Raw genomic sequence first — 292 nt, forward strand, 5'->3', positions numbered from 1 at the left:
TCGCGGTTAGCGACGACGCCCAGGGCGAAGGCCTGGGCCGCGCGGCGTGGCAGGTGATGCGCGCCGAGAACCCGAAGCTGTTCTGGCGCTCGCGCCGCGAGAACGCGATCAACGATTTCTATTTCGGCGAGAGCGACGGCTGCATCAAGGGCGAGCGCTGGAACGTGTTCTGGTACGGGCTCGACGCCTTCGAGGACATCCGCTTCGCAGTCGAGCACTGCCGCGCGCGGCCGGCCACGCTGAAGGGCTGAGCATGCAGCCGATCACCTCGCCGCCAGCGCTGATCGGTGAG

1 protein-coding gene is annotated in these 292 nt (G+C 68.2%); it reads left to right on the top strand.

Annotation, left to right across the window (positions count from 1 at the left end; translation table 11 throughout):
- The coding region (locus FLQ44_RS23115) for a hypothetical protein (RefSeq protein ID WP_206209153.1) at positions 1 to 251 on the top strand (251 nt) is incomplete at its 5' end.
- Positions 252 to 292 lie beyond the last annotated feature (41 nt).

The organism is Vogesella mureinivorans, assembly GCF_007644035.1.
Taxonomy (GTDB): domain Bacteria; phylum Pseudomonadota; class Gammaproteobacteria; order Burkholderiales; family Chromobacteriaceae; genus Vogesella; species Vogesella mureinivorans.